Here is a 12,591-nt window from a genome sequence, read left to right as displayed (position 1 = left end):
GCACGCCATGCAAGCCGACCGCTTTGAAGCCACCTACCTGATCGAAACCCCGCTGGCGCCCGAGAAGGTCGCCGAAGTCATGGCGGGCGAACAGTCCTGCGGCACCTTCACGCGCGTCGAAGGCGAGACCGACGAGCTGCGCCTGCGCGCGCGCGCCACGGTCGAGCAGATCGACGAACTCGAATCCGTCAACGCGCCCAGCCTGCCCAACGCCCTGCTCGAACGCAAAGGCCATACCGGCCCCTGGCGGCGCGCGCGCGTGCGCATCTCCTTCCCGGTCGCCAATGTAGGCGCCAACCTGCCGACGCTGGCGGCCACCGTCTCGGGCAATCTTTATGACCTTGGCGAAGCCAGCGGCCTGCGCCTGGAAAGCCTCAAGCTGTCCGCCGGCTACCGCGCCTTCTTCGACATGCCGCATGTCGGCATCGCCGGCACACGCAATGCCACCGGCGTGGCAAGCGGCGCGCTGGTCGGCACCATCATCAAGCCCAACGTCGGTTTCAGCGCCGCGCAGACCGCCGAGCTCGTCGCCCGCCTGTGCGCCGCGGGTGTGGACTTCATCAAGGACGACGAGGTCTGCGCCAACCCGGCCCATGCGCCGCTGAGTGAACGCGTGCCGGCCGTGATGGCCGTGGTGCGGGATCACCAGCAGCGCACCGGCAAGCACGTCATGGTGGCCTTCAACATCACCGACGAAACCGACGCGATGAAACGCCACGCCGACCTGGTCGAACGCGAAGGCGGCAGCTGCGTGATGGCCAGCCTCAACTGGTGCGGTTACTCGGGCATGCAGACGCTGCGCCGCCACACCGGCCTGGCCCTCCACGGCCACCGCAACGGCTATGGCGCGCTATCGCGGCACCCGCTGCTGGGCATGTCCTTCCAGGCCTACCAGACGCTGTGGCGCCTGGCCGGCGTGGACCACATGCACGTGCACGGCCTGCAGGGCAAGTTCTCGCAAGCCGATGAGGAAGTGATAGCCTCCGCGCGCGACTGCTACACACCGTTGACCGCCGGTTTTGACGACCGCGTCATGCCGGCCTTCTCGTCGGGCCAGTGGGCCGGCACCGTGCCCGCGACCTGGGCCGCCATCCAGAGCGACGACCTGCTCTTCATGTCCGGCGGCGGCATACTCGCGCACCCGGGCGGACCCGCGGCCGGCGTGGCCAGCATACGCCAGGCCTGGGAAGCCGCGCGCGCCGGCGTGGCGCTGGCCGAGCATGCGCGCAACGCGCCCGAACTTGCGGCAGCCCTGGCTTTTTTCGGCAAATAAGCGATGGCCTTAAGCGACGGCACTCTCAAAATCGCCTACTACGGCGACGACTTCACGGGCGCCACCGACACCCTGGCCACGGCCGCGCGCGCCGGCCTGCGCAGCCTGCTCTTCCTCGGCCTGCCGACCGATGCGCAGCTGGAACGCGCCGGCACGCTGGACTGCCTGGGCATCGCCGGGGCGGCCCGCGCCATGAACCCTGAAGAAATGCGCGCCGAGCTCGAACCCGTGGGCCGGCTGTTCGCGCGCCTGGGCGCGCCCGTCATGCACTACAAGACCTGCTCGACCTTTGACAGCGCTCCCGAGGTCGGCAGCATAGGCGCTGCCATCCGCATCCTGCGGCCGCATGCCGGCAACGCCTTTGTGCCCATCGTCGGCGGCCAGCCCAACCTGCGGCGCTACTGCGTGTTCGGCAACCTGTTCGCCGGCGCCGGCCCCGCCGTGCACCGCCTGGACCGGCACCCCACCATGAGCCGGCACCCGATCACGCCCATGCACGAGGCCGACCTGCGGCGCCACTTGGCCGCGCAGGGCCTGGCGCAAGTCGCCGGCATCGCCTACCCCGACTACGGCCAGGACGCCGAAGCGCTGGACCGCCAGCTGGCCGGCCTGCTGGCGCGCAAGCCCGACGCGGTGCTGCTGGACGTCGCCGACGACAGCCACCTGGCCACCGTCGGCCGGCTGATCTGGCAACACGCGCAAAAGCAAGGCCTGCTGGCCGCCGGGCCCAGCAGCGTGGTGCAGGCCCTGGCCGCGCACTGGCAATCCGGTGCCGAAGCGGCGCCGCCCCGCATCGCCGCCGCGACCGGCCCGGTGCTGGTGCTCGCCGGCAGCCTGTCGCCCGTGACGGCGCAGCAGGTCCAGGCCGCCAGCTCCTACCGGCAGGTCGCGCTGGACGCCGCCCGCCTCACCGCCGACGCGACCTATGCCGGGCAGATGTCGGACCAGATCGCGGCGCTGCTGGGCCAGGGCCGCCACGTACTGGCCTGCACCGCCGCCGACGGCCAGGCCTGCGACTGGCCGGTGGATGGCCGCGCGCTCGCGCAGGCCAGCGGCGCCCTGCTCAGGCGCGTGCTGCGGGCCGTGCCCCTGCGCCGCCTCGGCATCGCCGGCGGCGACACCTCCAGCCTGGCCGTGCAGGCGCTCAAGGCCTGGGGCCTGTCCTATGCCGCGCAACTCGCGCCCGGCGTCGCCCTGTGCCGGCTGCACAGCGACGAAGCCGCCCTCGACGGACTGGAGATCATGCTCAAGGGCGGGCAGATGGGCGGCGAGGATTTGTTCGAAACCCTGCTGTACGGCACGGCCTGAGCAAGAGGCACGCTGTTCACCAGCGGGGGCCGCGGTCCGGCTTTGCCGGCCGCAAGGCGCCCGTCCCCTGCAAGGGGAGAGGGGGCTACACATAGTGAGCCTCAACAGGGGTGAGCGTTCAAGAAACTTTACAAACCCTCATCGCCTTGGCAACGGCGGGGATACAGAGCACCACCACACTTGCTTTCAACCTGAAGCCAAAAGCCGTATGTCACGGCAGCGGATTTTTCAGGCATCTTCTCCCCTGAAAGGAAGTTCCCATGAAATTCGCATTCAAGCCCTCCGCTTCCCTCAACAGCCTCGTCCTGGCCGGCCTGCTGGCAACGGTGGGCGCCGGCGCCATGGCGCAAACGCCTCCCGCAGCGCCCGTGGGCTCACCGCCCGCAGCCGGCAAACCCGCCGGCCCCCACGGCGAACGCATGGGCCGCCACGACCCCGCCAAGATGCAGGCCATGATCGCCAAGCACCAGGCCGAACTCAAGGCCAAGCTCAAGATCACGCCGGCCCAGGAAGGCGCATGGACCAGCTACACGGCCGCCATGCAGCCGCCCGCCCACGGCGCGCGTCCCACGCCCGAGCAGCGCGCCGAGTTCGACAAGCTGACCACGCCCCAGCGCATCGACAAGATGAAGGAAATGCGCACCCAGCGCATGGCTGAAATGAACGCCGCCATGGACAAGCGCGGCGAGGCCACCAAAACCTTCTACGCCGTGCTGAGCCCCGAGCAGCAAAAAACCTTTGATGCCGAGCACAAGAAGCACGGCCCGCGCGGCGGCCACCGTGAACACGGCGGCATGGCCCTGCAAAAGGGCTAAGCCAACAGCGCGCTGAAGCGCTCTCCCCAAGCCCGCACCGCTAGCCGGTGCGGGCTTTTTTTGTGCCTCATCCCCTTTCGCCGGACGCCGCCCAAAGCCCGCGTAGGACGCTGTCGAATGCCTCTATTTGCGCCCCGCGGCCTGACTAAACTGGGCCCATGAGCGAAGTCCGAAAAGGCCAGGCACCGGCCGTCCTGTCGCGCGAAGCGTTCCACGAACGCTTCATGCAGTCTTTTGTGGACCCGGCCTTTCGCGCGGAAGATGAAGCCCTCGCGCGGCTCGAATCGCTGGCCTGGGATGCGTACAAGGAAGGCCGCAAAGCGCCCCACACGCGCAAGGCCGGCGAGGGTTTCGCCGACCCTGATTACGACCTGTCGACCGAATGGCTGGAAACCCGCGCGCGCCTGCAGAAGACGCAGGCTGTATGGGAAAACCCCGCCACGCTGTCCCGCGTGCTGCTGATCTGCGGTTCGGCCCGCAACGACGGCACCTGCCCCGGTGAGATCTCCAAGACCTGGCGCCTGCTCAACACCGCCAAAACCGCGCTGGAAGGCGCGGGCATGCACGCCGACGTGCTAGATCTGAGCCTGCTCAGTTCCGATTACCAGCTGCGCATCCATCCCTGCAAGGGTTGCGTCTCCACCGCCATGCCTTTATGCCACTGGCCCTGCAGCTGCTACCCCAACCACGCACTGGGGCAGACCGGCGACTGGATGGCCGAGATCTACGAACGCTGGACGGCCGCGCACGGCGTCCTGATCCTCACGCCGGTGTACTGGTACCAGGCGCCCAGCCCGCTCAAGCTCATGATGGACCGCCTGGTCTGCGCCGACGGCGGCAATCCCGACCCCACCAGCACCCATGGCAAAAAACCCGAAGAAGCCAAGGCGCTCGAGATGAAGGGCTGGGACTACCCCAAACACCTGGCCGGCCGCGCCTACGGCCTGGTGGTGCACGGCGACGTCGCCGGCATCGAGGGCACGCGGCGCGGCCTCAGCGACTGGCTGGACTGGATGGGTTTGATAGACGCCGGCAGCCAGGCCCGGCTGGACCGCTACATCGGCTACTACGAACCCTATGCCACCAGCCACGACACGCTGGACGCCGACAAGGCCGTGCTGGCCGAAGTGCGCAACGCGGCCAGCGCGGTGGCCGGCGCTGTCAAGGCGCTGCGCGCCGGCACGCTGTTGCAGCCCGACAAGGATTTTCCGCAGCCGCGGCCCAAATAAAAGGAGCAGCAAAAAGCCGGGCCGCGGGACATGCCCGCGCCCGGCTGTGAGGCTTTGAAGATCTGGGCCGAACCGCCCGCGAACGGGCGGCCGGCCTCAAGCCAAGTCTTTAGTGGGCGCCGCCACTGACGCCCGCGCCACCCTGGACACTGCCCTGCACGCCGCCCTGGAGGCTGCCTGCCGCACTGCCCACACCGTTACTCACGCCGTTGTAGGTGCGCCGGGCGCCGCTCTTCACGGCGTTGCCTGTGCGGGCTGCCGCGCGTCCTGTCGCACGTGCGGTGTCGTCCACCGCACCGGAGACATTGGCACCCGCGCCTGCGCCTACTCCTGCGCCCACACGGCCGCCGGCCGTACCGGAGCCGCTGTCGCCGCCGCCGGTTGCGTTCGCGCGAGTCGAGGCGTCAATATTGGCGTTCTGGCCGGCATTGACGCCCAGGTTCACACCCAGGCCGGCATTGGCGTTGCCGGCGGTCCTGTTGCCACTCACACCGGCACCGGCGCCGGCGCCTACACCCACACCGACCCCCAGGCTTTGCGCGAAGGCGCCAGGAGCGGCCAGCGCAGCCGCCAGGGTCAGCGCCACGGCGCCGGGAATCGAGCGAATCAAGAATTTGGACATTTCAATCTCCTTCAAAAAACGATGGCGTTGCCCCAAGGCAAACCACCCGGCAGGGCCGCAACGAAGACCGTTGTGGCCCGCCCATGCCGCTTCGCGTGGATTACTCCCCCGAAGCAGGTGTCTTGTCTTACTTGGTACCGCCCACAGTGGGGCCTTGCGCACCGCCGGTCGAGGTCGCGGCCGCGTCACGCGCGGCGGAGTTCTGGGCCCGTTTGGCCGCACGTTTCTCGCGCTTGGCGGCCTTGGCTGCCGCACGATCGGCCTTGGCGGCTGTACGTGCTTCAGGCGTCTTGGCCGCACCGCCTGCGGGGGCCGCCGTGTTCTGGTCCTTGGACTTGGTCGTGCCCGGCGGCGTCGCRGTATCGGTCTGCGCCTGGACCTGCCCGCCCATCAACAGGGCGGTTGCGATGGCAGCGGCTACGGGAATGGATTTCATTGAGAACTTCGTCATGGTCATTTCCTCTTCAGTTGGCCCCATAAATAAGGCGTGTTTCATAAACATGCCCTGATGTGATCACGGGGCTGATTTCAATTTAGGCGCCAAGCCACGGCGGACTTGCCGGAGAGGCACGCCGCGCCATGTAGGACACTGCGCCCGCGGCGTGTGGTTGCGCAGGCGGCTCCCCCCGAGGGACCAAGAGGCGCGCCAACCGGGCGTACAAATAAGTTTTGTCCTACACCTTGGGAGAAAGCCGCGAAGCCACAATGACCGTCAGGGTGATCGGCGGGCGCGTATGCTGCCTCTTTGCCGGTATCGATATGTCCGCGCCTCCTGTTTCCATCACCCGCTTTTGCCTCCCTTCTTATGCAGCCTTCTGTTCCCGACCCTTCTGTTTCAAATTCTTCCGGTGCCTCGCGCCGCGGTGCGCCCGACGCGCTGTCCGTCGCCGTACCCGTCACGCTGCCCAAGGCGGGCACGCAGGTTGACATGGCCGCCGTGGAGGCCGACACGCAAACCGCTCTGGCGGCCGTGAGCCCGCAGTCCTCGTTCTCCTTCAAGGTGCTCACGGTCAACATCCACAAGGGCTTTACCTTCTTCAACCGCAAGTTCATCCTGCCTGAACTGCGCGAGGCCGTTCGCAGTGTGGGCGCCGACGTGGTGTTCCTGCAGGAGGTCACGGGCACCCACGCCAAGCACGCCGACAAGTTCGACAACTACCCCGAAACGCCGCACTACGAATTCCTGGCCGACACCATCTGGCCGCAGTTCGCCTACGGCCGCAACGCCGTCTACACCAACGGCCACCACGGCAACGCCGTGCTGTCCAAATTCCCCATCGTGCGTTTTGAAAACCGCGACGTGTCCATCAGCGGGCCCGAACGCCGCGGCCTGCTGCACTGCGAACTGCAGATTCCCGGCCGCAGCGTCAACGTCCACGCCATCTGCGTGCACCTGGGCCTGATGGAAACCCACCGCGAGCAGCAGATGGACATGCTCTGCGACCTGGTGCGCAAGGACATCCCGGCGCACGCCCCGGTGGTGGTCGCCGGCGACTTCAACGACTGGCGGCACCGCGCCCACGCGCGGCTCGAAAAAGGCGCCGAACTGCACGAGGTCTTCGTGCAGGCCAACGGCCATGCGGCGCGCACCTTCCCCGCGCGCCTGCCGCTGCTGCGCCTGGATCGCATCTATGTGCGCAACGCCATAGGCCACGCGCCCGTGGTGCTGCCGCTGCGCCCTTGGTCGCACCTGTCTGATCACGCGCCACTCGCGGCAGAAATCGAGCTCTAGATATGAGCAGGTGGGTGAGCGGCAACCAGTTCCGCCTGCTGGAGAACGGCGAGGAATTTTTCCCGCGCGTGTTCGAATGCATCGCCGCCGCCAAACGTGAGGTCGTGCTGGAAACCTTCATCCTGTTTGAAGACAAGGTCGGCGAAGAACTGCATGCGGCCCTGCACCAGGCGGCGCGGCGCGGCGTGCAGGTCGACGTGACCATAGACGGCTACGGCTCACCCGACCTGTCGCCCGAGTTCATCTCGACGCTTACGCGGGCCGGCGTGCGCCTGCATGTGTTCGACCCCGGCCCCAGGCTCTGGGGCTGGCGCACCAACCTGTTTCGCCGCATGCACCGCAAGATCGTGGTGGTCGACGGTGAGCGCGCCTTCGTGGGCGGCATCAATTATTCGGCCGACCACCTGGCCGACTTCGGGCCCCAGGCCAAGCAGGACTACGCCGTCGAAATCGAAGGCCCCATCGTCGCCGACATCCACAGCTTTGTGCGCCGCGCCCTGGCCGCCGGCCGGCGCAACGCCGGCGCCGAGCCGCCCGAGGGCCTGCGCGAGCGCTTTTCCAAYCGCGCGCGCTCGTTCGCAGGAACCTGGCGCGGCGACAGCGTCCCCGCAGCGGCGGGCGAGGCCTCCGCGCTGTTCGTCACCCGCGACAACCGCAAGCACACCAACGACATCGAGCGCCACTACCGCGCGGCCATACGCACGGCGCGCCGTCGCGTCGTCATCGCCAACGCCTATTTCTTCCCCGGCTACCGGCTGCTCAGGGAAATGCGCCACGCGGCGCGGCGCGGCGTGGACGTGCGCCTCATCCTGCAGGGAGAGCCCGACATGGCCATCGTCAAGACCGCCGCCAGCATGCTCTACCACCACCTGCTGGACGCCGGCGTGCGCATTTACGAATACTGCGAACGGCCGCTGCACGGCAAGGTCGCCGTCATCGACGACGAATGGGCCACTGTCGGCTCCAGCAACCTCGACCCGCTGAGCCTCTCGCTGAACCTGGAAGCCAACGTCGTCATCCGCGACCGCGCCTTCAACCAGGAGCTGGGCGCGCGACTGGACGCCATCATGCAAAACAGCTGCAAGCAGGTGACCCGTGAAAACCTGGTGGAGCCCACTTGGTGGCGCACCGTGCGCAGCTATTTCGTTTTCCACCTGCTGCGGCGCTATCCGGCCTGGGCCGGCTGGTTGCCGGCGCACACGCCGCGCATCACGCCCGCCGGCCAGGACCTCCCCGCCCCCACCGGCCGCGATGCCGAAGCGGTAAGCCAGCAGGCCAAAACCGTGTGAGCGCCTGATGGCCAGCCGCAGCCCACCCCCCGCCCGCGGCCCCTGGCGCAGCCGGCCCTGGTGGCCCTGGCTCAGGCGCGGCGCCACCACCGCGTTCTTCCTGCTGGTCGCCGGCCTGCTGGTGTCGCAAGCGCGCAGCATCGAGTGGGGCGAGGTGCTCAACTCCCTCGAGAACTATCCGCTCACCGCCGCCTGGGGCGCCGTGGCCCTGGCCGTGGCCAGCTTCACGCTTTACAGCTGCTTTGACCTGCTGGGCCGGCACTACACGCGCCACAAGCTCAGCGCCCCCACCGTGATGCTGGTGACCTTCACCAGCTATGCCTTCAACCTCAACCTCGGCTCGCTGGTGGGCGGCGTGGCCTTCCGCTTCAGGCTGTATTCGCGCCTGGGCCTGAAGCCCGGCGCCATCACGCGCATCATGTCCATCAGCATGCTGGCCAACTGGATGGGTTATGTGCTGTTGGCCGGCGGGGTGTTCAGCCTGCACCCGCCCACCCTGCCGCTGGACTGGCCGGTCACCACCCTCCACCTGCGCCTGGCCGGCCTCGCGCTGCTCGCGGCGGCCGCGGCCTACCTGGGCATCTGCACCTTCACGCGCCAGCGCCACTACGAGCTGCGCGGCCACACGCTCGAACTGCCGTCGCCGCGGCTGGCCGTCCTGCAGCTGCTGATGGGCGCCGGCAACTGGCTCATCATGTCCGGCATCCTGTACATCCTGCTGCAGCACCGCATCGAGTTTTCCGCCGTCGTCAGCGTGCTGCTGCTGGCCGCCGTGGCCGGCGTCATCACCCATATCCCGGCCGGCCTGGGCGTGCTGGAGGCGGTGTTCGTCGCCCTGCTGTCGCACCTGATGCCGCAGGCTGAACTGCTGGCGGCCCTGGTGGCCTACCGCGTCATCTACTACCTGGCGCCGCTGGGCATCGCCACGGCGGTCTACGCGGTGATGGAAGCCCACGCCAGGAAACTGGCTCGCGCCGCCCGGGCGGCCCAGCCCCCGCGAAACGCCCGTCCGGCCACACGCTGACAAGCCGGGGCCCCGCGCCCGGCCACTTTCAAGCTGGTTTAGGCGCCAAAGCCACAGGCCGCCAGGGTTTTCGCCTTCACTTCTGTGTCTATAGCCCCAAAACACTGTATATTGATACAGTGTTTTGATGTTCCCTCGTGTTCTCTTTCCTGGCGATGCGACGCCCGCACCCAGGAAGTCGGCTTCTTTGCCTACAGCCGCGGTTGAACCCGCCGCCGCACCATGAAGTCTGACGTGAAGCAGAAAGGATCTTTGCATGGGCGTGATGAATGACCTGCTGACGACCGACCTCTTTCCGCAAGCCCCGCTGCCCGTCGTGCTGCAGGGCCAGGCCGACTTCGAGGGCTTCCGCCGTGCCGCGCGCGGCCTGCTGGCGCAGCAAATGCTGCCCGAGCAAATCAGCTGGCACAGCACCGACACCGCCGTCCAGGATCTTTTTGCCGCCGCCCGCGCCCCGGGTGGCGCCTTCCACGACAAGGCCGCGTTCAACGGCGCACCCGCCGTCAGCGTGCCGCCCGAATTCATGGCGCTGTGCCAGGTCGTCATCCTGCACAGCGACCCGGGCCGCTTCGGCCTGCTGTACCGCATCCTCTGGCGCCTGGTCCACGAGCCCGGCCTGCGGCAGGACCCGCTCGACGCCGACATGGTGAAAGCCGGCAGCATGGCCGAGGCCGTGCGGCGCGACATGCATGAGATGAAAGCCTTTACGCGCTTTCGCACCGTGCTGGACGACACCTTCCGCTCCGACCCCGAAGTCGGCCCGCTGCATGTGGCCTGGTCCGACCCCGAACACCACATCGTTGAAGCCGTCGCGCCCTTTTTTGCACGCCGCTACAAGCAGATGCGCTGGGCCATCCTGACGCCCGAGCGCAGCCTCGAATGGGACGGCGGGCAACTGCGCTTCGGCCCCGGCGCCCAGGCGGCAGAGGCCCCGCCACCCGACGCGGGCGAACAGCTGTGGCTGGCCTTTTACCAGCGCACTTTTTCTCCGGCGCGGCTGAAACCGCAAGCCATGCACAAGCAGATGCCGGCCGGGTCTGAGCAATTGAATGCGGAGTGCGCCGCATCGCCGGCCAAGCGGGCTAAAGAACCTACAGAACCCGCAGAGCCCGCGCAGGGCACACACATCATCGAGCTGGTGCGCTCGCGCACGGCCCTGCAGCGTGCCACCAACCGCTGCCGCGAGTGCCCCATCGGCGAACACGCCACGCAGGCCGTGTGCGGCGAAGGCCCGCGCCAGGCCAGGGTCATGCTGGTCGGCGAACAGCCGGGCAGCCAGGAAGACCTGGCCGGCAAGCCCTTTGTGGGCCCCGCCGGCCACCTGCTGGACCGCGCGCTGGCAGAGCTCGGCATAGGCCGCGACAAGGTGTTCGTGACCAATGCGGTCAAGCACTTCAAGTTCGAACTGCGCGGCAAACGGCGCATCCACAAGACCCCGGCGCAACGCGAAATCGCCGCCTGCCTGCACTGGCTGGAAGACGAGATCGCCATGGTGCAGCCCGAGCTGCTGGTCGCCCTGGGTGCAACCGCCGCCCGCTCCCTGCTCGGCAAGGCGGTGCCGGTCATGGCCAACCGCGGCCAGATCCTGGAACGTGAAGACGGGCGCAAAGTGCTCATCACCCTGCACCCCTCCGCCCTGCTGCGCGTGCCCCCGCCCGAGCGCGAAAGCGCCTACCGCGAATGGCTGCACGACCTTTCACGCATCAACCCCCACTGAGCAATTCGGGCTAAGTGCTCGGCCATCCTTAGCGCTTGCTGTCGCGCGGATCAGGCGTGCCCGGCTCGGTCGCCGGCCGCGTGGTCGAATCCCGGGGGTCGACAGGCATGGGCTGCGCGGGTTCGCTGGCGACGGCGCGGCGTGCCGGGTTGCGGTTCAGGGGGTTGCTCAGCGGCCTGCCCGAACTCGTACCCGTTGCGCCGGGCGTACGGGGCACCCCGGTGGCGGTATTGCCGCCGTTGATAGTGGTGCCGCCCGTGCCGGTGCCCGTATTGGTATTGGTGCTCGTGGTGCCGGTGTTGTTGCCGTTGATGGTGGTGCCTCCGGTGCCGGTCCCCGTGTTGGTGTTCGTGCCCGTGGTGCCGGTAATGCCTGTATTACCTGTCGTACCCGCGGCGCCACCCGTGGTCTGCGCACCCACGGGCGAAAATCCCAGGACAGCCGCGAGCACGGCGGACAAACATACGCCGCCAGAACGAAGACTCAAGTGCGACAGACTGCTGTTCAACGCTTTCATGACAACTCTCCTGTTTTCCGGCTTGAACACACCGGATTTTCACCACGCATGCAGTGGGATCCATTCAATCTACGTCCGCTGTGACGCCCCCGTCACTGCCCGCGGGCTCATACAGCTGTGCGAAGAGGCCTACATCAAATGCGACGCCGTGTTCACGCTGAAGGCCCTGCCGGCCTCGCCACCAGCTCCTTGAAGCCGGTCCGCGCATCATGCTCGCGCGTGAACACCCAGCCCGGCAGGGGCACCAGCACGATCTCCGCCGTGGTCCGCACAATGCAGCCCGGCATCACATGGCCGCCCCGCATCTCTCCGCGTGCTGTTGCCACACAGGCATGCAGGTGGACACCGTCGGGGCTTAGCGTGCCCGACAGCGTGATCAGCTCCAGCGGTTCTTGCAGCACCGTTCCGTCGGGCTGGTCGGCGTAGCGGAGTACTGCTTGGGACAGGCTGCCCACTGCGGAGATGATGCAAGCCGCCGTCGTGTTCTGGCCGGCTTGCAGCTCGGCGAAGGCTTTGGTCAGGCTTGTGCGGAGATCTTCTCCGGGGTGGAGGCGGAGGGCTTGGGGTTGGGGCATGGGGTTAGGGTAATGGTCTGGCTGCTTGAGTTCAAGGGGGTGTTCTCCTCTAAGTCCTGCTGGCCGGGGTCGCCCGGCGGCGACTCACTTTTCTTTGCTTCGCCAAAGAAAAGTAAGCAAAAGAAAGGCGACCCGCAGTCTGGGTCCCCTACGCTGCGCTTCGGGGCAACCTGCGGTGCTCGAGCCAAGCGGGGTCTGGCTAAACTCGCCTTCGGCTCAAACAACGCCAGCCCTGATCCGCTTGTCTCTGCGCTCCTCGGCCCAGCCAGGACGGGGCARTCGGGAKCGGRRRCGGGAACAGAAGAMAAAYACCAAAGAACAAACCAARACAAACAAGGACTCGCCAAGGCGAGTCCTTGTGGTTTTCAGTATTTGAATTTGGTATTCCTCGTCCCCACCCCTTGTGGATGCGCCGAGGAGCGCAGGKYCAGRCGGATCAGGGATCGCGTTGTTTGAGCCGAAGGCGAGTTTAGCGAGACCCCGYCTGGAC

The 12,591-nt window shown here is 67.6% G+C and carries 12 protein-coding genes; 8 read left to right on the top strand and 4 right to left on the bottom strand.

The annotated features are described in order from the left end of the window. Positions 1-7: 7 nt before the first annotated feature. The 4 genes from AC1D1Y_RS10525 (at position 8) to AC1D1Y_RS10510 (ending at position 4,625) form a co-directional block, all read left to right on the top strand. The gene (locus AC1D1Y_RS10525; RefSeq protein ID WP_477682292.1) at positions 8-1,273 is read left to right on the top strand and encodes a ribulose-bisphosphate carboxylase large subunit family protein; all 1,266 of its coding nucleotides are present in this window, start codon (positions 8-10) and stop codon (positions 1,271-1,273) included. A 3-nt stretch (positions 1,274-1,276) separates the two neighbouring features. Next, positions 1,277-2,581, top strand: a complete 1,305-nt coding sequence (locus AC1D1Y_RS10520) for a four-carbon acid sugar kinase family protein (RefSeq protein WP_477682291.1) — start codon at positions 1,277-1,279, stop codon at positions 2,579-2,581. Between the two features lie 260 nt (positions 2,582-2,841). Continuing rightward, a complete protein-coding gene (locus AC1D1Y_RS10515) occupies positions 2,842-3,396 on the top strand; it encodes a Spy/CpxP family protein refolding chaperone (RefSeq protein WP_477682290.1) in 555 nt (184 codons plus the stop codon). Between the two features lie 158 nt (positions 3,397-3,554). Next, entirely contained in the window at positions 3,555-4,625 is a 1,071-nt protein-coding gene (locus AC1D1Y_RS10510; RefSeq protein WP_477682289.1) for a flavodoxin family protein, read from the top strand. Positions 4,626-4,734: 109 nt separating this feature from the next. On the opposite strand, the gene AC1D1Y_RS10505 is transcribed toward AC1D1Y_RS10510, so the two are convergent. Together AC1D1Y_RS10505 and AC1D1Y_RS10500 are read right to left on the bottom strand one after the other, a co-directional pair. After that, on the bottom strand, positions 4,735-5,247 hold the full coding sequence (locus AC1D1Y_RS10505) for a hypothetical protein (RefSeq protein ID WP_477682288.1): 513 nt from the start codon (positions 5,245-5,247) through the stop codon (positions 4,735-4,737). A 127-nt stretch (positions 5,248-5,374) separates the two neighbouring features. Beyond that, a complete protein-coding gene (locus tag AC1D1Y_RS10500) occupies positions 5,375-5,698 on the bottom strand; it encodes a hypothetical protein (protein WP_477682287.1) in 324 nt (107 codons plus the stop codon). 477 nt (positions 5,699-6,175) lie between these two features. On the opposite strand from AC1D1Y_RS10500, the gene AC1D1Y_RS10495 reads away from it, so the two are divergent. The 4 genes from AC1D1Y_RS10495 to AC1D1Y_RS10480 all read left to right on the top strand — a co-directional run bounded on the left by AC1D1Y_RS10495 (position 6,176) and on the right by AC1D1Y_RS10480 (position 11,009). Next, positions 6,176-6,979: an endonuclease/exonuclease/phosphatase family protein gene (locus AC1D1Y_RS10495; protein WP_477682360.1), complete on the top strand. Its 804-nt coding sequence runs from the start codon at positions 6,176-6,178 to the stop codon at positions 6,977-6,979. Positions 6,980-6,981: 2 nt separating this feature from the next. Further along, positions 6,982-8,268: a cardiolipin synthase ClsB gene (gene clsB / locus AC1D1Y_RS10490; RefSeq protein WP_477682286.1), complete on the top strand. Its 1,287-nt coding sequence runs from the start codon at positions 6,982-6,984 to the stop codon at positions 8,266-8,268. 7 nt (positions 8,269-8,275) lie between these two features. Next, positions 8,276-9,292, top strand: coding sequence for a lysylphosphatidylglycerol synthase domain-containing protein (locus tag AC1D1Y_RS10485; RefSeq protein WP_477682285.1), 1,017 nt, complete (start codon positions 8,276-8,278; stop codon positions 9,290-9,292). A 256-nt stretch (positions 9,293-9,548) separates the two neighbouring features. Continuing rightward, on the top strand, positions 9,549-11,009 hold the full coding sequence (locus tag AC1D1Y_RS10480; RefSeq protein ID WP_477682284.1) for a UdgX family uracil-DNA binding protein: 1,461 nt from the start codon (positions 9,549-9,551) through the stop codon (positions 11,007-11,009). A gap of 28 nt (positions 11,010-11,037) precedes the next feature. Here the strand turns inward: AC1D1Y_RS10480 and AC1D1Y_RS10475 are convergent, their stop codons facing one another. Next, a complete protein-coding gene (locus tag AC1D1Y_RS10475; protein ID WP_477682283.1) occupies positions 11,038-11,526 on the bottom strand; it encodes a hypothetical protein in 489 nt (162 codons plus the stop codon). Between the two features lie 152 nt (positions 11,527-11,678). Further along, positions 11,679-12,101, bottom strand: a complete 423-nt coding sequence (locus AC1D1Y_RS10470) for a PPC domain-containing DNA-binding protein (protein WP_477682282.1) — start codon at positions 12,099-12,101, stop codon at positions 11,679-11,681. Positions 12,102-12,591 lie beyond the last annotated feature (490 nt).

Source organism: Polaromonas sp. P1_G1, assembly GCF_056405595.1.
This window is presented reverse-complemented; position numbering and strand designations above follow the sequence as displayed.

Coding starts and splice junctions, on each gene's coding strand:
- AC1D1Y_RS10525 (WP_477682292.1), top strand. CDS start 8: ATGCAAGCCGACCGCTTTGAAGCCACCTACCTGATCGAAACCCCGCTG.
- AC1D1Y_RS10520 (WP_477682291.1), top strand. CDS start 1,277: ATGGCCTTAAGCGACGGCACTCTCAAAATCGCCTACTACGGCGACGAC.
- AC1D1Y_RS10515 (WP_477682290.1), top strand. CDS start 2,842: ATGAAATTCGCATTCAAGCCCTCCGCTTCCCTCAACAGCCTCGTCCTG.
- AC1D1Y_RS10510 (WP_477682289.1), top strand. CDS start 3,555: ATGAGCGAAGTCCGAAAAGGCCAGGCACCGGCCGTCCTGTCGCGCGAA.
- AC1D1Y_RS10505 (WP_477682288.1), bottom strand. CDS start 5,247: ATGTCCAAATTCTTGATTCGCTCGATTCCCGGCGCCGTGGCGCTGACC.
- AC1D1Y_RS10495 (WP_477682360.1), top strand. CDS start 6,176: ATGGCCGCCGTGGAGGCCGACACGCAAACCGCTCTGGCGGCCGTGAGC.
- AC1D1Y_RS10485 (WP_477682285.1), top strand. CDS start 8,276: ATGGCCAGCCGCAGCCCACCCCCCGCCCGCGGCCCCTGGCGCAGCCGG.
- AC1D1Y_RS10480 (WP_477682284.1), top strand. CDS start 9,549: ATGGGCGTGATGAATGACCTGCTGACGACCGACCTCTTTCCGCAAGCC.
- AC1D1Y_RS10475 (WP_477682283.1), bottom strand. CDS start 11,526: ATGAAAGCGTTGAACAGCAGTCTGTCGCACTTGAGTCTTCGTTCTGGC.
- AC1D1Y_RS10470 (WP_477682282.1), bottom strand. CDS start 12,101: ATGCCCCAACCCCAAGCCCTCCGCCTCCACCCCGGAGAAGATCTCCGC.